At 40.3% G+C, this 25,440-nt stretch carries 23 protein-coding genes and 1 riboswitch; of the genes, 21 read left to right on the forward strand and 2 right to left on the reverse strand.

Features of this window, described 5'->3' with window-relative positions; all coding sequences use genetic code 11:
* Nucleotides 1–179: 179 nt before the first annotated feature.
* Entirely contained in the window at nucleotides 180–995 is an 816-nt protein-coding gene (locus ABI125_00990; protein XCF06447.1) for a DUF3800 domain-containing protein, read from the forward strand.
* 133 nt (nucleotides 996–1,128) lie between these two features.
* Here ABI125_00990 and ABI125_00995 read toward each other — a convergent pair whose 3' ends face one another.
* Together ABI125_00995 and ABI125_01000 are read right to left on the reverse strand one after the other, a co-directional pair.
* Nucleotides 1,129–2,997, reverse strand: coding sequence for a sodium:proton antiporter (locus tag ABI125_00995; protein XCF06448.1), 1,869 nt, complete (start codon nucleotides 2,995–2,997; stop codon nucleotides 1,129–1,131).
* A gap of 103 nt (nucleotides 2,998–3,100) precedes the next feature.
* Nucleotides 3,101–4,879, reverse strand: coding sequence for an SLC13 family permease (locus ABI125_01000; protein XCF06449.1), 1,779 nt, complete (start codon nucleotides 4,877–4,879; stop codon nucleotides 3,101–3,103).
* Between the two features lie 153 nt (nucleotides 4,880–5,032).
* Between ABI125_01000 and ABI125_01005 the strand changes: the two genes are divergently transcribed.
* From ABI125_01005 to ABI125_01100, 20 genes are all read left to right on the forward strand, one after another.
* Nucleotides 5,033–5,896, forward strand: a complete 864-nt coding sequence (locus ABI125_01005; protein ID XCF06450.1) for an MBL fold metallo-hydrolase — start codon at nucleotides 5,033–5,035, stop codon at nucleotides 5,894–5,896.
* 27 nt (nucleotides 5,897–5,923) lie between these two features.
* A complete protein-coding gene (locus ABI125_01010; protein XCF06451.1) occupies nucleotides 5,924–7,531 on the forward strand; it encodes a S8 family serine peptidase in 1,608 nt (535 codons plus the stop codon).
* 71 nt (nucleotides 7,532–7,602) lie between these two features.
* Nucleotides 7,603–9,459, forward strand: coding sequence for a M1 family metallopeptidase (locus ABI125_01015; protein XCF06452.1), 1,857 nt, complete (start codon nucleotides 7,603–7,605; stop codon nucleotides 9,457–9,459).
* A 397-nt stretch (nucleotides 9,460–9,856) separates the two neighbouring features.
* Nucleotides 9,857–9,951: riboswitch (TPP riboswitch) on the forward strand.
* A 102-nt stretch (nucleotides 9,952–10,053) separates the two neighbouring features.
* Nucleotides 10,054–10,257, forward strand: coding sequence for a sulfur carrier protein ThiS (gene thiS / locus ABI125_01020; GenBank protein XCF06453.1), 204 nt, complete (start codon nucleotides 10,054–10,056; stop codon nucleotides 10,255–10,257).
* A 53-nt stretch (nucleotides 10,258–10,310) separates the two neighbouring features.
* A complete protein-coding gene (gene thiC, locus ABI125_01025) occupies nucleotides 10,311–12,170 on the forward strand; it encodes a phosphomethylpyrimidine synthase ThiC (GenBank protein XCF06454.1) in 1,860 nt (619 codons plus the stop codon).
* Between the two features lie 154 nt (nucleotides 12,171–12,324).
* Nucleotides 12,325–12,906: a thiamine phosphate synthase gene (locus ABI125_01030; GenBank protein XCF06455.1), complete on the forward strand. Its 582-nt coding sequence runs from the start codon at nucleotides 12,325–12,327 to the stop codon at nucleotides 12,904–12,906.
* A gap of 113 nt (nucleotides 12,907–13,019) precedes the next feature.
* The gene (locus ABI125_01035) at nucleotides 13,020–13,787 is read left to right on the forward strand and encodes a hydroxymethylpyrimidine/phosphomethylpyrimidine kinase (protein ID XCF06456.1); all 768 of its coding nucleotides are present in this window, start codon (nucleotides 13,020–13,022) and stop codon (nucleotides 13,785–13,787) included.
* A gap of 4 nt (nucleotides 13,788–13,791) precedes the next feature.
* Nucleotides 13,792–14,433, forward strand: coding sequence for a thiamine phosphate synthase (gene thiE / locus ABI125_01040; protein ID XCF06457.1), 642 nt, complete (start codon nucleotides 13,792–13,794; stop codon nucleotides 14,431–14,433).
* Nucleotide 14,434: 1 nt separating this feature from the next.
* Nucleotides 14,435–15,205 carry a thiazole synthase gene (locus ABI125_01045; GenBank protein XCF06458.1) on the forward strand — a complete coding sequence of 257 codons (771 nt, stop codon included), beginning with the start codon at nucleotides 14,435–14,437 and terminating at the stop codon, nucleotides 15,203–15,205.
* A gap of 82 nt (nucleotides 15,206–15,287) precedes the next feature.
* Complete coding sequence (thiH, locus tag ABI125_01050; protein XCF06459.1) at nucleotides 15,288–16,424, forward strand: 2-iminoacetate synthase ThiH; 1,137 nt, start codon at nucleotides 15,288–15,290, stop codon at nucleotides 16,422–16,424.
* Between the two features lie 135 nt (nucleotides 16,425–16,559).
* Nucleotides 16,560–17,060, forward strand: coding sequence for a hypothetical protein (locus tag ABI125_01055; protein ID XCF06460.1), 501 nt, complete (start codon nucleotides 16,560–16,562; stop codon nucleotides 17,058–17,060).
* On the forward strand, nucleotides 17,057–17,839 hold the full coding sequence (locus ABI125_01060) for a hypothetical protein (GenBank protein XCF06461.1): 783 nt from the start codon (nucleotides 17,057–17,059) through the stop codon (nucleotides 17,837–17,839). The genes ABI125_01055 and ABI125_01060 overlap by 4 nt, the downstream gene beginning before the upstream one ends.
* A 3-nt stretch (nucleotides 17,840–17,842) precedes the next feature.
* Nucleotides 17,843–18,505: a hypothetical protein gene (locus ABI125_01065; GenBank protein ID XCF06462.1), complete on the forward strand. Its 663-nt coding sequence runs from the start codon at nucleotides 17,843–17,845 to the stop codon at nucleotides 18,503–18,505.
* Nucleotides 18,506–18,508: 3 nt separating this feature from the next.
* Nucleotides 18,509–19,147: a hypothetical protein gene (locus ABI125_01070; GenBank protein XCF06463.1), complete on the forward strand. Its 639-nt coding sequence runs from the start codon at nucleotides 18,509–18,511 to the stop codon at nucleotides 19,145–19,147.
* On the forward strand, nucleotides 19,128–19,856 hold the full coding sequence (locus ABI125_01075) for a hypothetical protein (protein ID XCF06464.1): 729 nt from the start codon (nucleotides 19,128–19,130) through the stop codon (nucleotides 19,854–19,856). Before ABI125_01070 ends, ABI125_01075 begins: the two co-directional genes overlap by 20 nt.
* Nucleotides 19,857–19,885: 29 nt before the next feature.
* Entirely contained in the window at nucleotides 19,886–20,914 is a 1,029-nt protein-coding gene (locus tag ABI125_01080; protein ID XCF06465.1) for a polyprenyl synthetase family protein, read from the forward strand.
* Between the two features lie 2 nt (nucleotides 20,915–20,916).
* Nucleotides 20,917–22,368 carry a geranylgeranyl reductase family protein gene (locus ABI125_01085; protein ID XCF06466.1) on the forward strand — a complete coding sequence of 484 codons (1,452 nt, stop codon included), beginning with the start codon at nucleotides 20,917–20,919 and terminating at the stop codon, nucleotides 22,366–22,368.
* Nucleotides 22,369–22,444: 76 nt separating this feature from the next.
* The gene (gene rnpA, locus ABI125_01090; GenBank protein XCF06467.1) at nucleotides 22,445–22,828 is read left to right on the forward strand and encodes a ribonuclease P protein component; all 384 of its coding nucleotides are present in this window, start codon (nucleotides 22,445–22,447) and stop codon (nucleotides 22,826–22,828) included.
* Nucleotides 22,829–22,838: 10 nt separating this feature from the next.
* Nucleotides 22,839–23,657 carry a DUF4349 domain-containing protein gene (locus ABI125_01095; protein XCF06468.1) on the forward strand — a complete coding sequence of 273 codons (819 nt, stop codon included), beginning with the start codon at nucleotides 22,839–22,841 and terminating at the stop codon, nucleotides 23,655–23,657.
* Nucleotides 23,658–23,752: 95 nt separating this feature from the next.
* On the forward strand, nucleotides 23,753–25,390 hold the full coding sequence (locus tag ABI125_01100; protein XCF06469.1) for a S41 family peptidase: 1,638 nt from the start codon (nucleotides 23,753–23,755) through the stop codon (nucleotides 25,388–25,390).
* Nucleotides 25,391–25,440: the final 50 nt, after the last annotated feature.

Consider the following 25,440-nt stretch of genomic DNA (forward strand, 5'->3'; position numbering starts at 1 on the left):
TAAAAGTAAAAGCGCCACCTTCTTTGTAAGAAATATTTTTAATATTGGTTTGTTGTCTCTATATTTATCTTATTCTTGTGCTAGCATGAGTATGCAGTAACATGAGTATGCAGTAAATAGCAGAAATATATTCTGCCAAGTAAAAAATAGGAGGACTTTTTAACAGATTAAAAATTGAAATGGGAAAAAATAAGTTAATGGATTATCATCGCTTTTTAGACGAAGCTGGAGATACCACTTTCTATGGTAAAGGCAAGAAGAACATTATTGGACAGAATGGTGTATCAAAAACCTTTATTCTTGGCATGATAAAAGTAAAAGATCCGCTAGATGAGGTAAGAGATAAAATAAATGCCCTTCAAAATAAAATTGTTAACGATGAGTTTTATCACGTCCCAAGTGTCTTAAAGAAAATCGAAAGAACTGGTTATTATTTGCACGCTACTGATGATTTGCCTGAAGTCAGAAAAGAAATGTTCGATTTAATGAAAACTATAAATTGTAGTTTTGAAGCTGTTGTAGGCAGAAAAAATATTGAGCGCTATGAAACAAAGCACAAAGGTAAAGAGGAGTATTTTTATGCAGACCTACTCTCCCATTTACTTAAGAATAAACTATCAAAACACGACAAGCTTGTTATGCATATTTCAGAACGTGGAAAAAGTACTAAAAACCATAATTTGGAACTGGCTTTTCTAAAGGCTAAACAAAGATTTTCAAAAAATAACGGAGATAAGGAATCAAAAACTAAAGTTGTTTTTAATGTAAACTACCCAACAAAAGACCCTCTATTAAATTTAGCAGATTATTTCTGCTGGACTATTCAACGTGTGTTTGAAAGAGGAGAAATTAGATACTATAACTTTGTTAAAGACCAAGTAAAATTGGTAATTGATTTATACGATACTAAGAATTATGATGGGTGGAAAAATTATTACGACAACCGTAAAAACCCATTAACAGCTAAAAATAAAATAAGCCCACTAAAACACTAATTCCAAATTAAATTTGAAATAACGACTTGGAGTCGACTTTCGTGTTTCGCAGACTTAACTAGTGCAAATGTACGAATTTTTATGAACTTATAAAAATTTATTAACAATAACAAATCCCTTTATTTCACAAAAATCAATCTTCCTTCGCTACCGGTGTTTCGGCTGTGGGTACTTTTTCAACATCAAAAGGTTTTCCTAAATACACCAATTGGTAGCCTTCTTCAATAGTTTTTACATCCAGATTAAAGGAAGAGATAATGTGCAATTCGCCTTTTTTGTCTTTGATAAACAGCGGGATGATATCTTCATCGTTATTCGAGATTTTTATCAGTTCCTCGTAATGCGCCTTGTCTTCCAAATCGATTTCCTGGATAGACGGATGTTTCCGTGCCAATTGAATCAATCGGCTAAAATCGTCTTTATGCGAAAACAGGCCGTCTTCGGGGTTGTTGATGTCGTCCTGCATCTCTTCGGTGGTTACCAGCCTAAACGAGCCGTTTTCACCAAACTGTTCGCTGAATTTATTTATGGCATACTTGTTAATATCGGGGTTGGCGGTAAGTGCCATTAAATAGCCCATGTCGTTCAGTTCGATATTATCCATTAGCGTATCGGAATAAATATCGGTAGTTATGGCTTCCAGGCTGAGTTCCTTGGCTTTTTCAATATTTTGGTCATTACTATCGATAAGCACCACGTGCCTGCCGTTCATTTCTAAATAATGCCCCAATAAACGCGACACTTTTGATGCCCCAACAATTAAAATACCTTCTGACTTTTTAAGGAACACACCCACCAATTTGGCAAACAATCGGGCCGTTGTGGCATTTAACAAAACCGTACCCAGCACTACCATAAAAACCATGGGGGTAATGTACTCGGCACCTTCAACACCTTGCCTGATCAGTTTACTACCAAATAGGGAGGCAATACCTGCGGCCACAATACCTCTTGGCCCTACCCAACTTATAAATAGCTTTTCTTTAATTTTTAGTTTAGAGCCTTGGGAACACACAAACACCGCCAACGGACGAAGAATAAAAACAATGGCCGCAAACAGCCCTGCCGTTTTCCAAGTGTAGAGCAAGGTTAAATCTTCATAATTGATGTTGGCCGCCAATAAAATAAAGAGTATTGAAATCAGCAGAACACTCAACGATTCCTTGAAATAAAGCAGTTCTTTAATGTTATCCAGCTTACTGTTACCCAAAACCATACCCATAACTACAACGGCCAAAAGCCCCGATTCGTGGGCAAAAATCTCCGACTCTACAAACACCAATAGCACGGTAGATAACGACACCACGTTGAGCAGATAATGCGGAATAAGCTTTTTGTTGATAGCAAACGCCAAAGCATGGGCAAAGGTAAACCCGAAGGTAGTACCAAAAAGAATGATTTTCCCGAACTCAATGAGTGCCGTTTTGGTGAAGCCGCTATCGCCTTCCACGCTAATAAACTCAAACACCAATACGGCTACCAAGGCCCCAATGGGATCGATTAAAATACCTTCCCATTTCAGTACTGCGGAAACATCTTTTTTTAGCGGAATGTTCCTTAAAATCGGGGTAATTACCGTCGGGCCGGTAACGATGATAAGCCCAGAAAACAAAAACGCCAGTTCCCAACTAAGCCCAAAAATTTGATTGGCCAAAATACCACCACCAAAAAACGTAATGGCTGCACCAATGGTAATGAGTTTTGTAATAACGGGGCCTACGGTTTTAATTTCAGACCGCTTCAAGGTGAGTCCTCCCTCAAAAAGAATCACACTAATAGCGAGAGACACGAAATAGTAAAGTCCGTCGCCCGGAAACAATCCATTTTTTCCGTTCCAAACCGGTTCAATCCATTTATTGCCGTCTTCACTTAAAAACTCGGCTGCAATTGGGCCTACCAACAAGCCGATTAATATTAGAGGTAAAATAGCGGGAATTTTAAATTTCCAGGCCACCCATTGTGCCAATATTCCCAATATAATGATTCCAGCTAATTCTAACATACACGAAAAAACATCTATTAAAAGTGACTAATTTAAGTAAAAACAGATGAATTAGCCCTGTTATACTAGTTGATTTTGAAAGAATACGTTTTGTACAAGTCCATCAACTTATCGTGAAAGGGAAAAAGTAAGGAATAACAAGGCATGCGGCTAGCCAAATCAATAAATTTAAAGGGGTTCCCATTTTTAAAAAATCGACAAATTTATAGTTTCCGGGCGCATACACCATAGTATTTGTAGGGTAGCTCATGGGTGTCATAAACGTTAGCGAACAAGCAAACATAACGGCAACCAAAAACGGCCGTTCGCTAATCTGCATGCTTTGGGATAAATTAATAACAATAGGCACCAACAAAGCCGCTGTAGCCTTACTGGAAATTAAATTGGTTAAAACCAATGCCGATAAATAAATAATAGCCAGAGTAATATGGGCACTGTACTGGCCCAAAGTGGTCATGATATAATGGGCAATTAAAGTCGCCCCTCCTGTTTTTTCTAAAGCTGTACCCATAGATAGGACTCCGGCCATCATAAAAATAACCTTCCACTCCACAGCTTTATAGGCTTCAATGGGCTTTAAAATACCTAAAAGTACCATAAGTAAAGCGCCAACCATGGCACTAATTAAAATGGATGTGATATTTAGGGAAGCCGCCAACACCACACCAACACCTATTAAAACTGCCGGAATAGCCTTTTTGTAATTGGTTTTTTTCTTTTCGTATTCCGAAAGTTTAACGATTAGGTTTTGAGACACCAAACTGTTTATTTCTTCGTTTTCGCTTAGCATTAATAGCATGTCGCCTTCGTTTAAGGTAACGCGCGTGAGTTTATCGTACTTTACCTCGCCACGTTGCCTGATGGCCACAACAGAAGAATTGTATTGCCTCCTAAAATTAATTTCTTTGAGTGAACTGCCCGCCAAACTCGAGCCAAAGGGAATGATGACCTCGTACAAATTAAACGATTTGTATTGGTCTTCGGCCTTTTTCATGCGTTTGTTGCCCTTTACGCTATAGCCTTCCATACTCAGCAGTCGCGACATGGTTTCAGGCGGAACAATGATTTTTAAAATATCGCCTTCCAAAATTTTGGCATTCTTTCCGAAGTTATGCTTCAAAACACCATTGCGCAAAATGGACAGTATATTAACATTGTAATCATTAACCAAAATCGACTTGTCGATATCTTCACCAATATCTTTGCAATTTTCCTCTACATACAGTTCGGTAATGTAAGTCTCTGCCTTTTTGGTAAACTCTTCGTTATCGCCCCTATTCTTTGGCAATAATAACGGGCCAACAATAAACATATAAGCAAAACCCACGGCCAATAAACAGAGCGCTGCCAAACTAAACTCGAACATCCCGAACTCGTCAACGCCATATTTTTTTGCGTAACTGCTCACCAAAATATTGGTGGAAGTTCCAATTAACGTACAAGTGCCCCCAAAAAGAGCGGCAAACGAAATGGGCATAAGCAAACGGCTTGGCGTAATATAGGTTTCCCTGCATACCGTAAGGGCGATTGGCAGCAACAGAGCCACCACGGCAGTATCGTTTATAAATGCGGAAAACACCCCAGAAATACTACAAAAAACAACCAATGCCACACTGTAGTGTATCTTAGCCAATTTAATAATACGATGGCTTAACCCATCTAAAACACCCGAACTAAAAATACCACCACTAACCACAAAAATACAACCTAAAGTAATGGTAGCCGGATGGTTAAAACCCGAAAAACCTTCTTCTGGGCTCAATACACCAACCACAATAAACATGGCCATAATTAAAATGGAAGTGGTATCTATAGAAAAGTAATCTTTCACAAATAGAAACGCACCAACCAGAATAATGGCAAAAGTGATTAAAATATCCATTTTTTCAACTTTTTAGAAGACTGTTTTTCACTTTTAAATGTAATTCATTTTTTATGCGTTTCAAAAATAATCTTACGCACAAGTGTTAAAATAAAGCTATAATTCTGTTATTCTTTAATCCTTTTAGTAATTTGCATGACTTAAAAAATTTCAATGCAGTTATACCCCATTAACGCAGGAAACTTGAAACTTGACGGCGGTGCCATGTTTGGTGTGGTACCCAAATCGTTGTGGAACCGAACCAATCCCGCCGATGTCAACAACATGATTGATATTGCTACACGATGCTTGCTCATTGAAGACGGCAACAGGTTGATACTCATCGATACCGGAATGGGCAACAAGCAATCTGATAAATTTTTTGGCTACTACTACCTTTGGGGCGATTTTGATTTAGATTCGTCGTTAAAACAATACGGTTTCCATCGTGATGATATTACCGATGTGTTTATGACCCACTTGCATTTTGACCACTGCGGCGGGAGTATTCAGTGGAATAAAGACAAAACGGGCTACGAACCGGCATTTAAAAACGCCCGTTTCTGGACCAATAAAGACCACTGGCAATGGGCCACACAACCTAATGCTCGTGAAAAGGCTTCCTTTTTAAAGGAAAACATTTTGCCCATGGAAGAAAGTGGCCAATTGCATTTCACAGCACTTCCAAACGGAAATACACTTAAAAATTCGGCCTTAGGATTCGACATTTTTTTTGCCGATGGGCACACCGATAAACAAATGATTCCGCTTATTACTTATAAAGGCAAGACCATTGCTTTTATGGCCGATTTATTGCCAACCGCTGGACACTTGCCCTTGCCCTACGTTATGGGTTACGATACGCGGCCGCTATTAACCCTCGACGAAAAACAGAAGTTTTTAAATCTTGCTGCCGAAAATAATTTCTACCTCTTTCTGGAGCACGATGCCCATAACGAAATCATTACCGTAAAAAACACCGAAAAAGGCGTAAGACTCAACGAAATCTATACCGCCCAAGAGATATTCAATTTATAACATAATAGACTAATTCAAATAACAACAATGAAAACAATAAAAACACTTGTTGCGCCACTTTTTATATCAGCCCTAATCTATGGCTGTGGAAGTACTGCAGACATCATTTCTACACCTGTTGAAAACATCGACTCCTCACCCTTAAAAGTTTCTGAGCTTACTGAAGCCGAGGCCCAAAACTGGGGACATTTGGACTTGGTAAAAGATACCATCCCCGGAATGAGTGTCGATAAAGCTTACGCCGAATTAATCAAAAACAGAAAGGGCAAAAAAGTAATTGTGGCCGTGCTCGATTCGGGTATCGACATCGATCACGAAGATTTGGATGATGTGATTTGGACCAACAAAGATGAAATTCCAAACAACGGAAAAGACGACGACAACAACGGATATATTGACGATATTCACGGTTGGAATTTTTTAGGCGATGGTTATAACGAACAACTGGAATATGTTAGGATTTTAGCAAGTGGTGATACCAGTAGCCCCGATTATGCACGAGCAAAAACAGAGTACGATACAGAATACCCCAAATGGATGGAAAGGAAAACCCAATACGACCAAATCCATCAACAAGTAAAGGGAGCCGACCAAACCTTAACGAAGCATTTCGGTAAAAAAGATTATACCAAAGAAGAAGTAAAAAACATTAAAACAGACAATGAAGCTTTAAACCAAGCTAAGCAAATAGCACAATACATGTTCAGTAACGGCCTAGATTCCATGGCCGAAGCCGTAAAAGAAATAGAAGATGGCCTAGAATCAATAAACGAAAGGTTAAACTATAATTTGAATAAAGATTTTAATGGTCGCGTTAACGGTGATGACCCCAATAATATGGCCAATAAATACTATGGGAACGGTAACGTAAAGCCGAGCAGAAAATCTGAAAGCCACGGCACACACGTTGCCGGCATTATAGCTGCCGAACGCAACAACGGAAAAGGCGCCAACGGTGTAGCCAACAATGTTGAAATCATGGCCGTAAGAACCGTGCCCAATGGTGATGAATACGATAAAGACGTCGCCTTAGCTATTAGGTATGCCGTTGATAATGGTGCCAAAATCATCAACGGAAGCTTTGGTAAAAGCTATTCCCCACATAGTGACTGGGTTCGCGATGCCATTGCCTATGCCGCAAAAAACGATGTGGTTTTTGTGCATGCCGCTGGTAACGACAGTAAAGATGTTGATGTAAAACCTAACTATCCAGATGATAACGTTAACGGTGAAGAAATATCAGATACTTATATAAGAGTGGGTGCCTTGGCGCCTAAATACGGATCTAGTATGGTAGCTACCTTTTCAAACTACGGAAAAAACAACGTAGATGTGTTTGCTCCAGGCGATGATGTTTATTCAACCACACCCGAAAATGAATACGACTCTAAAGGCGGTACTTCAATGGCGGCTCCTGCCGTTGCGGGGGTTGCAGCCTTAATCCGTTCCTATTATCCTAATTTAACCGCTGCCCAAGTAAAGCAGATTATTATGGATTCTGGGTTGGCCATAAACACTAAAGTTATTGTTGGCGGCAATACTAGCGATATCCGTCCGTTTGCCGATTTAAGCAAATCTTCAAAAATGGCAAATGCATACAATGCCTTGATTATGGCAGCGAAAATGTCGAAATAATTTATAATTTTTTAAGGCTGTTCAAAATCATTATTTTAATTTGAACAGCCTTAATTTTAATTTCAATATTCATGAATCGAATTTATATTTATATACTTTCTTTTACCCTTATTTTTTCCTGCGGAAGTTCTTCCAACGTGGTTGAAGCACCAAGTGTTCCTGAGCCACCTCAACCGCCAACTGTAGAAACGGTTTCCAACCCATGTTACTGGCAACAGCATGTCGATTATAAAATGGAAATTGATGTGGATGTTGATAACTACACCTACCAAGGCAAGCAAACCTTGGTTTACACCAACAATTCTCCAGATGCTTTAAACAAGGTGTTTTATCACCTTTATTTTAACGCCTTTCAACCCGGTAGCGAAATGGATGTACGCTCGCGAACCATTGCCGACCCCGACGGACGTGTAAAAGACCGCATCAGTAAACTGAAACCCAACGAAATTGGCTATATAAAAGTGAACTCATTAAAACAAAATGGTGTTGAATTGAATCACGAAACCGTGGGCACTGTTTTAGAGGTAAAGTTAGCCAGCCCTATCAAACCGGGTGAAAGCGTAACCTTCGATATGCTTTTTGATGCCCAAGTGCCTGTACAGATTCGTCGTTCGGGCAGAAACAATAAAGAAGGCGTGGCTTTATCGATGGCACAATGGTATCCAAAATTAGCCGAATACGATTATGAAGGTTGGCATGCCCACCCTTATATTGGTCGCGAATTTCATGGTGTTTGGGGCGATTTTGATGTTAAAATAACCATCGATAAAAATTACACCATTGGAGGCACAGGCTACTTACAAAACCCTAACGAAATTGGCCACGGTTACCAAACCGACACCTTAAGACAACCCAACACTAAAAAACTCACTTGGCATTTTGTTGCGCCCAACGTGCATGATTTTACTTGGGCCGCAGACCCCAACTATACCCACGATACTGTACAAGTTCCAAACGGGCCAATGCTGCACTTTTTGTATAAAAGTACCATGCCCCAAGAAAAACTTAACAATTGGAAAAAACTACAGCCCAAAGCTGTGGAATTGATGCAATTCTTAAGTGAAAATATCGGGCACTACCCCTACGAGCAATATTCCATCATTCAAGGTGGCGATGGCGGTATGGAATACGGCATGTGTACCTTAATTGTTGGTGAAGGTGAGTTTAGTGGTTTATTCGGTGTAACAGCTCACGAAATGACACACTCGTGGTTTCAGTTTTTGTTGGCCACCAACGAATCGACCAACTATTGGATGGATGAAGGCTTTACCGAATATTTTGGAGAAAAAGCAGAGAGCCATATTTTCAACAAACCGTTCGAAAAATCGGTTCAAAAAGTTTACGATGTTTACAACTATTACGTAAACTCGGGTGCCGAACAACCACTTACTACACATGCCGATCGTTTTAATTATAACCGTTCGTATTCCATCTCGGCATACTACAAGGGTTATGTGTTTTTAAACCAATTGGCTTATGTTATTGGCGAAGAAAACCAAAAGCAAACCATAAAACAGTATTTTAAAGAATGGGCATTTAAGCACCCCACACGTACCGATTTTATTCGTGTGGCCGAAAAAGTATCAGGACTGGAACTCGATTGGTACTTGAACGATTTTACGCGTACCACGAACACCATCGATTACGGAGTGAAATCTGTTGAAAACAAAACCGTTACTTTAGAGCGCATCGGACTCATGCCCATGCCTATCGATTTAACCGTAACTTACACCGATGGTACTTCCCAAGATTTTTATATCCCGTTGCAAATGATGCGAGGTGAAAAACCAACCGAAGCTACAATTATAAACGACTGGGCTTGGGCCTACCCAACCTACAGTTTCAAAACGTCAAAACCTGTAAAGTCGGTTGAAATCGACCCCAAAAATATGATGGCCGATATCAATTCAGAAAATAATAAAAAGTAAGTTTTTACTATTATGTCAGGTTGAGCGCAGTCGAAACCTAATTGAAATCATTTTTTCTAAGACCTTTCGTCTTTTGTTTATCTTGAGCGAAGCAGAAAGGCTCAAGGTGACAACAGAATTTTTAAATAGAATTCAAATTATCAAAAGGCTTCCCTTTCAATCGGGAAGCCTTTTTTGTGCATAAATTTTAACACCCGATACATCTCGATACACTGCTCATACTTCGCAGCACTCGATGTGTCGTAACGATTATAAACTTAACGGATTGGTCTAAAAGAAGTTTTTCCGTCAGTTCGAGTGAATTTTGATTGCTTGCCGACGTAGGGCTAAAATACTATTGAGAACCTTCTTCGCTCTAAATCTATGGTCAATCATTTAATTTTTATTAATTTAGCCACGTAAACTTTAGGGGTGTTCTAAAAATAGAACTGAGACATACCCTTTGAACCTGATGCGGTTAGTACCGCCGAAGGGAAAAGTTGAATAGATTGCTGCAATGCGTTCTAACACATCTTTTCGTAAACACCACTTTCTGGGTGTTTTTTTCAAAGCACATGCTATTCCCTTGGTTTACAATATTTAAACATATTGTAAATGATAACTATTCACCTTAACGAACGTGAGGTTAATATTGACGAAACCGTTAATGTTTCGCAATTATTGACTCAGGAAAACTATCCACAAATAGGCATTGCCGTTGCCGTAAACCAAAATATTATTTCAAAAGAGCATTGGAGCGAACAAACGTTTCAAAACGGCGATTCTATTTTAATTATCCAAGCCACACAAGGCGGATAAATCCAAAACAAGCCTTTTAATTCTTCCACAAAATCATAAAATTCGGAATACCCATGAAAAATAAAGACACCGCACCTAAGCAGGAACAAATTACCAGACAGCCTTTTCCCAATTCAAAAAAGATTTACGTTCAAGGAAAAATCCATCCACAAATTAAAGTGGCCATGCGAGAGATTTCTTTGAGTGACACCAAAGATACCTTCACGGGAAAATTAACACCCAACGAACCGGTTACCGTTTACGATACTTCTGGGCCTTACACCGACCCGAACAAAGAAATTAATGTGCATAACGGTATTGAACGCATCCGTGAGCCATGGATTTTAGATCGTGGCGATGTGGAGCAATTGGATGCTTTTTCTTCAAAATATTGTAACGAGCGTTTAAACGATAAAAGTTTAGACCACATGCGTTTTGCCCACCTAAAAAAGCCGTTACGCGCTAAAAAAGGTAAAAATGTTACGCAATTGCACTACGCCAAAAAAGGCATTATTACGCCTGAAATGGAATACATCGCCATTCGTGAAAACCAGCGCATTGATGAAATGACCGAAATCGCCAAACAGCACCCGGGGCAAAATTTTGGGGCGGCCATTCCGAAAAAAATAACTCCGGAATTTGTCCGTGAAGAAGTGGCCCGTGGGCGCGCCGTTATTCCTTCAAACATCAATCACCCCGAAGCCGAACCTATGATTTTAGGTCGCAATTTCTTAGTGAAAATAAACGCTAATATTGGTAACTCTGCCACCACTTCATCGATTGAAGAAGAGGTTGAAAAAGCCGTTTGGGCTTGCCGTTGGGGTGCCGATAATATCATGGATTTATCCACTGGACAGAATATTCATGAAACCCGCGAGTGGATTATCCGTAATTCACCTGTTCCTGTGGGAACTGTGCCTATTTACCAAGCTTTGGAAAAAGTAAACGGCGTTGCCGAAGATTTAACTTGGGAAATTTTCCGTGATACGCTTATAGAACAAGCCGAACAAGGGGTGGATTATTTTACCATTCACGCCGGTGTACTGTTACGTTATGTGCCTATGACGGCAAAGCGCGTTACTGGCATTGTTTCCCGCGGTGGTTCCATCATGGCGAAATGGTGTTTGGCACATCATAAAGAAAGTTTCTTGTACACGCATTTTGAAGAGATTTGCGAAATATTGAAACAATACGATGTCGCCTTTTCTTTGGGTGATGGTCTGCGCCCAGGTTCGGTGGCCGATGCCAACGACGAAGCCCAATTTGCCGAATTGGAAACTTTAGGCGAGTTAACCCAAATAGCCCGTAAACACGAAGTACAGTGTTTTATTGAAGGCCCCGGACACGTGCCCATGCACATGATTAAAGAAAATATGGAAAAGCAAATTGAGGTTTGCGACGAAGCCCCATTTTACACTTTAGGCCCTTTAACCACCGATATCGCGCCGGGTTACGACCACATTACCTCTGGAATTGGGGCCGCAATGATTGGTTGGTACGGTTGCGCCATGTTATGCTACGTAACCCCGAAAGAACACTTAGGTCTACCTAATAAAGACGATGTTCGCACCGGCGTAGTTACCTATAAATTAGCCGCCCATGCAGCCGATTTAGCCAAAGGCCACCCGGGAGCACAACATCGTGACAACGCTTTGAGTAAAGCACGTTTCGAGTTCAGATGGGAAGACCAGTTTAATTTAGGTTTAGACCCCGAATTGGCTCGCGAATATCATGACGAAACCTTGCCGGCTGCTGGTGCTAAAATTGCACATTTCTGCTCAATGTGCGGACCAAAATTCTGTTCGATGAAAATTTCTCAGGAAGTCCGCGATTTTGCTAAGGAAAACGATATTGTTGAAAATGAAGTCATCAAAAAAGGCATGGAAGAGAAATCGCAAGAGTTTAAGGAAAAAGGTTCGGAGGTTTATTTGTAGAATTTCAAAAACGTTACGTCACTTCGAGTGATTCCGAAGTATGAGGAATTGTATCGAGAAGTGCCCAACCAAGAAACATAAATAAGAATACTTCTCGATAAAAATTTTAGTCATTCCAATCCTAAAATTCACTCGAAGTGACGTCATTAAAAATATGGTAGTTTTAATCGCTCCCGAGCAGGACATAAAAAATGAAATTTCTATTCTAAATCAGCTTTTCGAAGCTGGTTTAGAGTATTTTCATTTACGGAAGCCACATAAAAACTATCAATCGCACGGCGAGTATTTAAACCAAATTGATAAACGTTTTCACAACAGAATTGTGGTACATCAACATCATAAATTGATAAACGATTATAACTTAAAAGGCATTCATTTTCAGGAGGCCAAACGACGCGAAGTTTCTTTGGACACTCTTCAAAGCATCAGGAATAACCAAAGCATCTGTATGAGCAGTTCGTTTCATTGTACCGAAGAATTGATGGCGTGTGAGTTCGAGTTCGACTATCATTTATTGAGCCCGGTGTTTTCATCCATTTCAAAAAAAGGTTACAGAGGCCGTGGTTTTGATGTTAACCACATCAACAAACCCATCATTGGAATGGGCGGAGTGACCACCAAAAACCTGTCGGAATTCACAAAACTGGGTTACCAAGGCGTTGGTGTTTTAGGCGGTATTTGGCAGAGTGAAACGCCTGTGCAGGATTTTAAAACGATGAAACATCACTTCGAGTGATTCCGAAGCATGAGGAATTGTATTGATAAGTTTTCTAAACAGATTATAAAAATTATGAAATGCTGAAACAAAGCTTCGACTCCGCTCAGCCTGACAATTCAACATAACAACATATGCAAAACGATAAAACATATATATTAACCATTGCAGGCCACGACCCCTCGGGTGGTGCGGGACTCACTTCAGATATCAAAACATTTGAGACACATGGTTTGTACGGTTTATCGGTTTGTACAGCCATTACGGTTCAAAACGATGTGGATTTTAAAACTTGCGATTGGGTAAAACCCGAAGTTATTTCAGACCAAATTGATGTGCTTTTTCAACGGTTTCAAATTTCAGTAGTGAAAATTGGCATTGTTGAATCTTGGGACGTTTTGCTAAGTATCTTAAAACAGTTAAACCACCTCAACCCTGATATAAAAATCGTTTTAGATCCTATTTTTAAGGCCAGCGCCGGGTTCGATTTTCATACTTCAGAAAATCAACAGTTGTTAGATAGTATTTGGGACAGGTGTTTTATTATCACCCCTAATTACGATGAAATTCAATCCCTTTACCCAGAAAAAGATATAGAAACGACTCTTGAACACATTTCAACCAAAACCCAAATTTATTTAAAAGGTGGACACAGAACTGATAAACCAGGCTGGGACGCATTGTACCACAGTAAAATTGTAAAGATCAATATCCCACCAAGTGTTGAAAAAGTTTCAGAAAAGCACGGCAGCGGTTGTGTATTGTCGTCTGCCCTGGCCTCCAATTTAGCTTTAGAAATACCTTTGGAAGACGCTGCCCAACACGCCAAATATTACACCGAGCAGTTTTTAAATTCGAATTCGGGTTTACTCGGTCATCACAATTATCAATTAAAACATTAGCAACATGCAAATAGCAAAGCTTCATTATATATCACAAGGAGATTCTCCGGAAGCCCATCTTAAAAACGTCCAAAAAGCCTGTACCTACGGTGCCGAATTGGTGCAACTTCGATTAAAAAATTATTCCGAAGATATCATTTTAAAAACCGCAGAACAAGCTCGGGAAATTACGGCACATTTTCAAACGCGGTTGATTATAAACGACCATTATAAAATTGCTAAAGTTATAAAAGCAGACGGTGTGCATTTGGGAAAAACCGATACCTGCCCCGCCGAAGCCCGTGAATATTTAGGTAAATGGTACTTAATTGGTGGAACGGCAAATACCCTTGAAGACTGCGAAAACCTAATCGCCAAAAACGTCGATTATGTTGGCTTGGGGCCGTATCGGTTTACTAAAACCAAAGCTAATTTGAGCCCTATTTTGGGCTTGGAAGGCTATCAAGCTATTCTCGACACCTTAAAAAGCAGTACGCCTATTATTGCCATTGGAGGAATAAATGAAGCCGACATTCCTGAGCTTTTAAAAACCGGTGTTCACGGTATTGCCATGTCTGGAGCCATTACACAAGATTTCAACAACATTTCAAATATTAACAAACTTTTGGGCGCATCGGCCACCCAAGAGCAACGCCATACTTTTTAATATGAACGATTTACTAAAAATAACAGATAAAACATTTCAATCGAGATTATTTACTGGCACTGGAAAATTCAGTTCCAACCAACTAATGACAGAAGCCATTCTCGCTTCGGAAAGTGAGTTGGTTACGGTGGCTCTAAAACGTGTTGACGCCAACAACAGTAAGGATAAAATGCTGAAAAGCATCATGCAGCCCCACGTCAATCTATTGCCCAATACCTCGGGCGTTCGAAATGCCAAAGAAGCGGTGTTTGCGGCGCAATTGGCCCGTGAGGCTTTGGATACCAACTGGGTAAAATTGGAAATCCATCCCGACCCCAAATATTTGTTGCCCGACCCCATTGAAACCTTAAAAGCAGCCGAAGAACTGGTAAAATTAGGCTTTGTGGTGATGCCCTACATTCATGCCGACCCCGTGTTGTGCAAACGTTTGGAAGAAGTGGGAGCACAGTGTGTTATGCCATTGGGCGCACCAATTGGCACCAACAAAGGATTGAAAACCCTAGACTTTTTAGAAATTATTATCGAGCAAAGCAACGTTCCCGTAATTGTGGATGCTGGTATTGGTAGCCCGTCGCACGCCGCCTTTGCCATGGAACTGGGTGCCGATGCCGTTTTGGTCAATACCGCCATTGCCGTTTCGCAAAACCCTACCAACATGGCGAAAGCCTTCAAAATGGCCGTTCAAGCAGGAAGAATGGCCTACAACGCCAAATTGGCTTCCGTAAAAACCCACGCCGAAGCCAGTAGCCCGTTAACCAGTTTTTTAAAATAACCATACCTCATTACGAAGGAGGTACGACTGAAGTAATCTCATAATTGAAGTTCCCAATTCAAAAAAGAATTTCGCATAAAATATGAAAACCAATATTCAAAATCCAATAAAAAGTAGTTTCACAAACATTCTCGATACCTACAATTGGGACGAAACCTTGTCTAGTATCAACTCCAAAACGGCACAAGATGTAGAGCATGCTTTAGCTAAAACCAAACGCGATTTAGAAGATTTTAAGGCCCTCGTTTCACCAGCAGCCAAACCCTATTTAGAGCGAATGGCCCAACTGAGCCAAAGTATTACCAAAAAGCGCTTTGGCAATACCATACAAATGTACGTACCTATGTATTTAAGCAACGAATGCCAAAACATTTGTACGTATTGCGGATTTAGTATGACGAATAAAATTCCGCGCCGCACTCTTACCGATGCCGAAATTTTAAAAGAAGTTGCCTTTTTAAAAAATAAAGGCTACGACCATATTTTGTTGGTTACCGGTGAAGCCAACAAAACGGTTGGAGTTCCTTACATTAAAAATTCGATTAAACTGATTAACGAACAGTTTTCTAATATTACTATTGAAGTCCAGCCATTGGACCAAAATGAATACGAAGAGCTGATTGAAGCCAACTTATATGCCGTTTTGGTGTATCAAGAAACCTACAACAGGGCAGAGTATAAAAAACATCACCCGAAAGGGAAAAAATCGAATTTTAACTACCGATTGGAAACTCCCGACAGATTGGGCAGGGCTGGTGTTCACAAAATAGGATTGGGCGCATTGTTTGGTTTGGAAGACTGGCGTGCCGATAGTTTTTTTACGGCTTTGCATTTAAAATACCTCCAAAAAAAATATTGGAAAACCAAGTATTCCATTTCGTTTCCGAGGTTGCGTCCTCATTCCGGTGGATTGGAACCTAAAGTAGAAATGACCGACAGCGATTTGGCACAAACCATCTGTGCCTTCCGGTTATTGGATGAAGATGTGGAACTTTCCATGAGTACCCGCGAGAGTGAAACCTTCAGAAATCATATTGTCCATTTGGGCATTACCTCCATGAGTGCCGAATCGAAAACCAACCCCGGTGGTTATGTGGTAAAACCACAATCGTTGGAGCAGTTTGAAATTTCAGACGAACGCCCCACGGAAACCATTGCAGAAATGCTTCAAAATAATGGTTTGGAACCCGTTTGGAAAGACTGGGAAAACACTTGGTAAACGATAAAACATATTCAATTATTACGTATCAACGTCCATTCAAAAAACACAACTATCTAAAATTTAAATATTTACGTTCAATTATCGTGAAATTTTTACTACCTTTAAGGGGCTAACTGTAAATTTCTTCACGCTATGAGTACGCCAAGAATTCCTACCAATTACCACCATACCATTCACCCCGATGCGCCTTTTGATGTGGACACCGAATTATCGGGTGGCATGGATGCCCGGCACTCCGGACAAATTGCAACGGCACTTTCCGGAAGTGTGCAAAACATTATCAGCGGCAACCTGAATACTACCAATACACTAAAACTTACCGGAGATGCAAAAGAACCCGTGGCAACCGACAATAAAATGGAAATTTTAAATCTGCCTCGGTTCACCTTGCAAGACATCAAAGATTTGATGAAACATCGCGTGCGTATACCGAATTACACCAACATTTGTTTTAAAATGATGGGCGTAGAATTTTTTAGTATCTGCACTAGCGGCGAAGGGCAAATTATTACCGAACCTTACGTACCTACATCGGCTGAACTTTGCGAAGACGATTGTTGCCAACCCGACACCCGACCCTTCCCGAAAAGGAGTGACATTCGAGAAACCGACACCAAAAAACAAACGCCATGATGACCAAAGTACCCAATGCTACAATTGAAAATATCGATTTTGGAGATGAAACCATTATTTTGAATGGTGCACCTACACGGTTGAGCGGTACGGTACAGTTGCGCAACACCAATAAAACCAACACCCGAATTCGGTACATAGGTCTAAAACCCACTACCAGCAAAAGTTTAAACAAACTAAGTGATATTTCACTTTATATAAACACCAAACTGCGTGCCGGCGAAACCAAATTACAGTCGCTCACGGTCAGCCTTCCTCCAGAAACACCACCGGGCACTTATCATCAATTCATTGAAATTAAGGGCAAAAAAAAACAAGTTCAGTTGGTGGTTCAGCCTAGTATCAACATCGCTGTGCAACCCAACGAATTTACGCTTCAGGCTACTGCTCCGGGCACAAAACACAGCGTTAGTTTTACCGTTTTAAACAGGGGCAACCTCGATTTTCAAATCCCCAATCCTAAACACGTGGCAGCTCTCGATATGGATATGCTGTGCCGCGCCTTTGGTTTTGGAGTAAGAGATAGAAAAGCCAATGGTTTTAACGCGACCATGGACCAAATTACGCAACACATCAAAGAACAATTGCCCAATTGGGCCAACGCCAAAATTGCCGAGGCCGGACAAATAATAAAACCCGGCAAGCAGATGCTTGTTACGTTTTCTTTTGTGATGCCGAAGGAAGCCCAAGCCGATAACGACTACGATTTGAACGTTCGGTTTTGGGACCAAGAATTATCGTTTGTTATTAAATCGCACCAAGAATCTAAAATCACCTAAGCCATGGAAAACAGAAAACTAAAATCGAACGTGTTTAGCGATGCCGTTATGGAAAATATCCAAACCCTTTCGGACATGTCAATACAATTTTACGGCACCATGTTAGAAAATATGATAGGCAACAACGCCCCTGTTAGTGAACAAATGGGGCAGTTGGGCAAAAGTGCTTTGAACCCTCTTAAAGCCATTATGAATAACGAGGATTGCTGTGCGCCAAAAGAAAAATGCCCGCCACACTGCATTGCTTCCATCGATAGAAAAGCTATGGCTGGAGAGCGCATTATGATTCCTTTTACGGTAAAAAACAACTGTAGCTCAGCCAAAACCTATCAAGTAGGCATTCGGGAATTGACCGACCAGGATGGCACGTTAGCACCTTCGCAACCCAAGTTGAACAAAAACAGTGTGTCGCTTCAACCGCATGATTCCGAGCGCGTATTATTAGTACTCGATTTAGCCAATTTTAGTAATGGCACATATTCCGCAGAAATTGTGCTCCGCGAAAAGGAATACAACCAAAATATTTGTTTGACCGTTAATGTGGCCGACCACCATGCCACAACGGCAACGCCGCATGAAGAGAAAAAATTCAAGTTGAAATGGCAAAGTTGGCAATCGCACTTTTACTGCGAACCCCAACAAAACCGCGACCGCCAAAACACTTAAAAAATGACCAAAACAACCGACAATCAGCCTTTGGAAACCTTGTTTAAGCAAACTTTGGAACTGAATAAAAAATACATGAACCAAAGTTTAAATCTACTGAACCAATGGAGCAAACAGCCCAACAAGTCGAGCAACCTGTTTGTTTTTAAGCCCGAACAGTACAACAAGGCGTTTAAGGCGTTTGCCCAATTGAATTTAGAATATTATAACCACGCCATGCAATTGGGTTTGGGGATGGTGGATTCATTTTTAAATGGTGAAAACAATGAAAATGAAATGGTAACTGAACCAGCTTTTGAACTGTCGGCCAATGCTGAAGCGGGTTCAAGCGTGACTTTGGAATTTGTTTTGGAAAACACCAAAACCGAAACTGCCGAATGCCAACTCACCAATTCCATTTTTATAAACAGCGCATCCGAAGAATTTCCTAGTATCAAAACTACATTCAGTCCGCAAAAATTCACCCAAAAGCCGGGTGAGTCCAGCACGGTAAAAATCACCTTGCGGATTCCAAAAAACACACCGCCCAATATGTATTTCAGCAATGCGTCGGTGGTAGGCTACGAGCCTTCATTTTTCAGAATCCACCTCAATGTGCAACCCCCACAAACCAAAACCACCAATGCCAAATCGAAAAAATAGCAAAAAAAACGCATCGGGTGCTGGCGAATCGAAAAAGGATAAAAACGAATCGTGGATAGACCCCGACCGCGTGGTGAACAAAGCGCAGAACATCGTTAATTCTGCCGTTAATATTTTAGAGGAAGAAATAGCCGCGGGTATTTTGGCTGCCAAAAACATTGAAAAAAAACTGATTGATGTTGACGAACTGAGGAGCAACCCCGATGCCTTGATGAACCGCATTAGGCGCGATTCGCACGAAGTACTCGATTTAGTGATTGATGGCTTTGCTTCCATTACCAGCCAAATGAACGAGGTTCTTGAAGCTTTGAAAAACGAAACGAATTCAACTTCAAAAAAAAATAAGTCCGCTTCAAAAAGTTCCTCAAAACCATCAAATGGCGATATTATTTTTCTGGAACCCGAACATCCTTTAAAAGCAGGGGAAACCACAACGCTTAATTTGAGTTTGTTCAATGATTCGGAAAACGAAACCACTACCATAGAACTCAGAAAATCGGATTTTTTAGGCAGTGGTTCACTAAAAATAGGACTTCGAGCCATTAAAATAGAGCCCAAAACGGTACAACTAAAACCCCAGGAAGAAAAGGACATTAACATTACCATAAATCTTCCAAAAAACAGTACCGTTGGGCATTACAACGCTTTTTTAACCGATATAAACAATCCAAAAATTAGGATTCTTTTGGTTTTGGAAATTGTGGATTGAAGTACTAAAATTTCAAAAAACACGCTACGATGGATGTTTCGGAAATGAAATCGAAATTAAAATTCTACGGTGCTGAAACCCTCCGTGGCATCCATGCGTTTGTACCCGAAAAAGAGCCCAAAAAATATTTGTACGATTTGGTTTTGGATTATCCCAACCGTGGCGGAAAAGGCTTCCGGCCGGGGTTGTGCATGGCCAGTTGTGGTGCACATGGCGGACCATTAAGTCAGGCTAAATTTAGCGCCGTTACCCTCGAAATGCTTCACAATGCCTTCCTAATCCACGACGATGTGGAAGACGAAAGCCTCTCGCGCCGCAACAAACCCACGATGCACACCACCCACAGCAGGGCCATAGCGATAAACGTAGGCGATATGATGAATGCCTTGAGCCTTTTTCCGCTTTGGCACAACAAAACCCTTTTGGGTGAAAAATTGGCGCAACGCATTTTTTTGGAAATCCATCATCTTATTACCGAATCGGCCGAAGGACAAGCCCTCGAATTGGGTTGGCGACAGGATAACCGCTGCGACCTTTCGGAAAGCGATTATCTGCGCATGATTCTTAAAAAAACCTGTTGGTACACTTGCATTCAGCCCATACGCATCGGTGCGCTTATTGGGAGCAAAGGCAACGTGAACCCCGATAATTTTAATCGATTGGGTTATTTTATGGGTGCTGCTTTTCAGATTCAGGACGATGTTCTCAATTTAGTGGGAGAAGAGAGTGCCTACGGAAAAGAAATAGGTGGCGATATTATTGAAGGCAAGCGCACATTGATGCTCATTCATCTGCTTTCAGAATGTTCAAAAAACGAAAAATCGTTGATACAAAACTATTTGGGCACACCCGTTTTGGAAAGAACCATGACCGATGCCAAACACATTTTGGAGCTGATGCATAAATACGAATCCATCATCCATGCCAAAAAAACAAGTCAATATTTGGCCGGCGCAGCTTTAAAAGAATTTTACACCCATTTTTCACATTTGAAGGATTCTGAAGATAAAGCCTTTCTGGAAACCATCATTTTGTACATGATAAACAGAGATTATTGAAGATGATTCATATTAGGCAAAACATAGCGGTAGATTGCGATGTGCTTATTGTTGGCGGCGGCCCTGCGGGGAGTTCGCTGGCTTATCATCTTTCAAAAGCGAACATAAAAACGGTGGTTATCGAAGCCGAACGTTTCCCAAGGGACAAGGTTTGCGGCGATGGTGTGAGTCCCATTGCGCTTAAGGAACTCCACGATATGGGCATTACCGAAACCGATACTTTTAAAAAGGCTAATACCATTGAAAAAGTGGGACTGTTTATGGAAAATGATCAAACCTTTATCGAATTGGAAAAGCCCGATGAATTGCCTTTTCATGCACGGATTATACCGAGAATTGAACTGGATTTTATGATTTACAATGCAGCAAAATCGGCCGGAGCGACTTTTATTGAAGGGGCTCGGGTTACGGATTTTAAGGTTACCAATCTGAAAGTAAGCACTACATACAAAGTTGGCGCTTCGGAACAGCAAATTACCTCAAAACTTATTGTTGGTGCCGATGGTAGCAGGTCGATAGTGGCAAGACAATTACGTGGCAACTCCCCCGACCCGGCTTATCAACTGCTGGGGCTTCGTTCGTATTATAAAAATGTAAATGGTCCAAGAAACCGTGTGGATGTGTATTTCAACAAAGAGAATTTCCCTGGGATTTATTGGCTTTTTCCGAAAGGGGAACACGATGCCAATGTGGGTATGGCGATGGTATTTAAAACGTGCCCGAAACAAGTTTCGGAGGTTCGAAAATGCTTTTCAAATTTTATTGACACCAACGCCGATTTAAAAAAACGACTGGGTAACGGTACGGCAACGGAAAAAGTTCAAGGTTGGCCCATAACATTTTATGACCCAAAAAATCCAGTGGTTTCAAACCGAGCTATGTTGGTGGGCGAGGCTGCAGGACTAATCAATCCACTTAGCGGTGATGGTATACAATATGCAGTTTTGAGTGCGCGGTGGGCTTCCGAAACCATAAAGGAATGTTCAAAAATCAACGATTTTAGTGTTGAAGCGTTAATACCTTATCAAAAAACCATCGAAAACGAATTGGAATACGATTTTTCACTTTCAAATTTGCTTGTTCAATTTGGAAAAAATAAAAGTTTGGAACCCATTTGGATGTCATTCTTAAAAATATTGATTGGCCGTTGTAAGGAAGACCAAAAATTTGCAGGCACCGTTGCTGGAATTTTTGAGGGTACCTACCCTTCCTACAAAGCTTTGGATGCCGAATTTATTTTGAAAATAATTATGCAAGCGGGCTATGATACCAATTCATACCTATTGAAAAATATAGAACATCCCTCTCAATTTTTAAAGGATGGTACGCAATTGGCTAAAACTACTACTGATATTTTAAAAGCCCTCGCCAAAGACCCCAAGGCCCATTTGGGTTGGCTGGCCAACGTAGCTGGAAAAACGTTTACTGTGGCTAAGCATACCGTGAAAAGATAATTCCTTCCACCAAATCGAAATTCTTATTAAAAAACGCTTTTTATATTTTGCTACCTTTGGCAATAAAATCAGCGCATTGAAATTCACCTACGGCAAAAAAGAAAAGCTAAAAAGCAAAAAACTAATAGACCAACTGTTTACCGAGGGTAAATCGGTATCGGCATTTCCCTTGCGATTGGTCTATTTGGGCACTACTTTTGATGATGATGTTATGGCTAAAACCGGTGTTTCGGTAAGTAAGCGAAACTTTAAAACTGCTGTGGCTAGAAATCGCATAAAACGTTTCCTTCGAGAAGCTTACAGACTAAATAAAGGCCAGTATTTTAACAATTTAACAACGCCTCACGCGTTTATGATTTTGTACATTGGCAAAGAAAAACCCTCTTTTGATCAAGTTGAAAAACGAATGAACCAGTTGTTTACTAAATTTTTAAACAAAATTTCGGAGGAAAGCCAGTAAAAAATCTGTTATGAAACTACTATCTTATGTTTTAGTGCTTTTGTTTCCTTTGATGTGCTCTAAAGGACCATCAAGCGAGAATACATCGGTGGTGCATACTGAATCTGAGGTAATGCACAGTGTTGAAGAAATGGCTACTGTTGATAATGATATGGCGGTTCCTTCTGAATCAACGGCTCAAAAAATCATTAAAACCTCATTTCTGCGGTTTGAAACACGAGATTTAGATAAAACCTACCTCGACATTAAAAATGTGGTTCAAGCGAACAAAGGTTTTATTCAAGATGATAATTCTAACAATGCGTTTAATAGAATTACCCGTCGGTTGGTTATAAGAATTCCCACTATAAACTTTCAGGATGCTTTAGATGCCGTTAGCCAAAACGTATCGTATTTTGATGAAAAACGTGTTTCTGCAAAAGATGTCACCGAAGAATTCATTGATTTGGAAGCCCGATTAAAGGCCAAAAAACAGTTGGAAAATCGCTATTTGGAATTATTGGACAAAGCTAAAAACGTCAAGGAAATTTTAGAAATAGAACGCGAACTTTCAACCATCAGAGAAGAAATTGAAGCCAAACAAGGCCGCTTGAATTACCTTCAAAACCAAGTATCGCTAAGCACTTTGGAAATTGAATTTTATAAACTCACTTCTGAAGCGCCGGTAGCCAAATCGTACGGCACCAAAATGTGGAATGCCATAAAATCCGGCTTCAACGGAATTTCCTTATTTTTCTTGGGAATTTTACATATTTGGCCGTTTATTATCATTCTCATCATCGGAATTTTCTTTTTAAGAAAATGGATAAATAAGAGTAAAAAATCATAATGGGCTTTTGGTAGGGAATAGTCAAAACATTTTGATAACTGCCAGAGCAACACCAACAAACACCTAAAAAATAAGTTGTTAAAAAATTCAAATAGATGAAACTCATATTAAAGAAAAGAATCATAATCCCTATTCTGGCTGGAGTTGTTTTTTTCAGCACTACCGCTTTTAAAAATGATTTTTTTGAAATCGCGAAACAGATTGAAATTTTCACCACGCTGTTTAAGGAACTCAACATGAATTATGTTGATGATACCAATCCGGCCGATTTAATGGACACTGCCATAAAAAGTATGTTGGAAGACCTGGATCCGTACACCAATTTTATGAACGAGCAGGATGTTGAAGCGGCAAGAATTAACAACACCGGCGATTATACGGGTATTGGGGCTAAAATTCAGACTTTAAAAGATAAATTGATTGTGGTTGAGCCTTACAAAGATTATCCTGCCGACAAAGCGGGCTTAAAGGCTGGAGACGAAATTATAAAGGTGGGCAACACCGTTGTGGCCAATTATAAAGAAAGTGCTGGCGATTTACTAAAAGGTACGTCAGGTTCTTCGGTTGAAGTGACTTTTAAACGCCAAGGCAAAACCCAAACGGCTACCATAAACCGCGCGGAAGTGGAGATTAAGGCCGTGCCGTATTTTTCAATGATTAATGATAAAACGGGCTATATTGTATTGAGCCGTTTTAGTCAAAAAGCCTTCGAGGAAACCAATTACGCCCTTCGCGATTTAAAGGCCCAAGGCGCCAAAAAAATGATTTTGGATTTACGCGGAAACCCCGGTGGATTAGTAAATGAAGCCATTAACATTGTTAATCTGTTTGTTCCGAAAGGGCAATTGGTGGTAACCACAAAATCGAAGGTTAAAAAGTACAACCGTACTTACCTCACCCAACGTGATCCCATTGATACCGAAATGCCTTTGGTTATTTTAATTGACGAAAAAAGCGCCTCGGCCAGCGAAATCGTCTCGGGTGCTTTACAAGATTTAGACCGTGCCGTAATCGTGGGCTCCCGCAGCTTTGGTAAAGGTTTGGTGCAACGCCCAAAAGAGCTGACTTATGGCACCCAAGTAAAAATTACCATTTCTAGATATTACACACCTTCGGGACGCTGTATTCAGGCTTTAGATTATTGGAATAGGAACGAAAAAGGCGAGGCCGTTAAAATCGACCAAAAAAATTATCACGAGTTTAAAACCAAAAACGGACGAAAGGTTTTTGATGGCGGCGGCGTGTATCCCGACGTGCCTATGGGTACTTACAAAACCTCGCCCATTACCACCGCTATTGTCAATAACAACTTGATTTTCGATTTTGCTACAAACTATTATTACAACCACAACATCGAAAATATAGATGGGTTCAATCTTAATAATCAGGATTTTTCGGAGTTTAAAAGTTTCCTAAAATCCAATAATTTTTCATTTGAAACCGATACCGAAAAAGCATTAAAAAAAGCATTCGAAACGGCTAAAAAAGAAGAATTGAACGACGATATCGAAAACAACTACAACGCTTTGATTTCAAATTTAGAGCAATCGAAAAAAAGTGTGATTGACGAAAACAAAGATTTTTTACTGAAACTGCTTACCGAAGAAATCGTAAAACGCTACGTGTACCGCGAAGGGCTTTACGAATATTACAAAACCCATAACCCCGAAATTAAAAAAGCCACAGATATTTTAGGTAACCTATCCACTTACAACGGGTATTTACGGCTATAGTGTTTTTGTTCAATCGTCCTAAAAAAAGCCCTGTTTATAGGCTTTTACGA

The organism is Tamlana crocina, assembly GCA_040429635.1.
Classification (GTDB): domain Bacteria; phylum Bacteroidota; class Bacteroidia; order Flavobacteriales; family Flavobacteriaceae; genus Flavisericum; species Flavisericum crocinum.